The following is a 383-nucleotide window of genomic DNA, read 5'->3' as shown; positions in this document are numbered from 1 at the left end:
TCGTTGACCGCGGTGACGTGGATGGTCGAGGTCGCCGTGTTGCTATTGGCCGAACCGTCGTTCACCACGACCGTTATGCTGCGGTCTGTCGTGTTCGGACTGTCGCTCGAGTTGCTGAACACGATCTGGTGCAGCGCCGTCTGGTAGGCGGCGAGGGTCGCCGATCCAGAGAGAGTCAACACGCCGGTCCCGGAGTTGTAGCTGGACGCCGTGATGCCGGCCGGCAGCCCGCCGTTGACGGCCAGGAGATCGCTGGCCTGTGCATTGGTCAGCGTGATCGTCGCCGAGGTGACATTGGTATTGTCGGCGTCGGTGATGCTCACGTCCGTATCAGCGATGGCAACCGCAGAACCGTTCTCGGTGAAGGTCGCCTGGTAGTCGGC

The 383-nt window shown here is 63.2% G+C and carries 1 protein-coding gene; it reads right to left on the bottom strand.

The window, feature by feature from the left end; all coding sequences use genetic code 11:
* The coding region (locus DH10_RS35970) for a hypothetical protein (protein ID WP_192257143.1) at nt 1–383 on the bottom strand (383 nt) is incomplete at both ends.

The sequence above is a fragment of the Mesorhizobium silamurunense genome (genome assembly GCF_014843825.1).
GTDB classification, from domain to species: Bacteria; Pseudomonadota; Alphaproteobacteria; order Rhizobiales; family Rhizobiaceae; genus Mesorhizobium; species Mesorhizobium silamurunense.
Note: the sequence above shows the minus strand (reverse complement) of the source record. Positions and strands in the feature narration are given on the sequence as shown.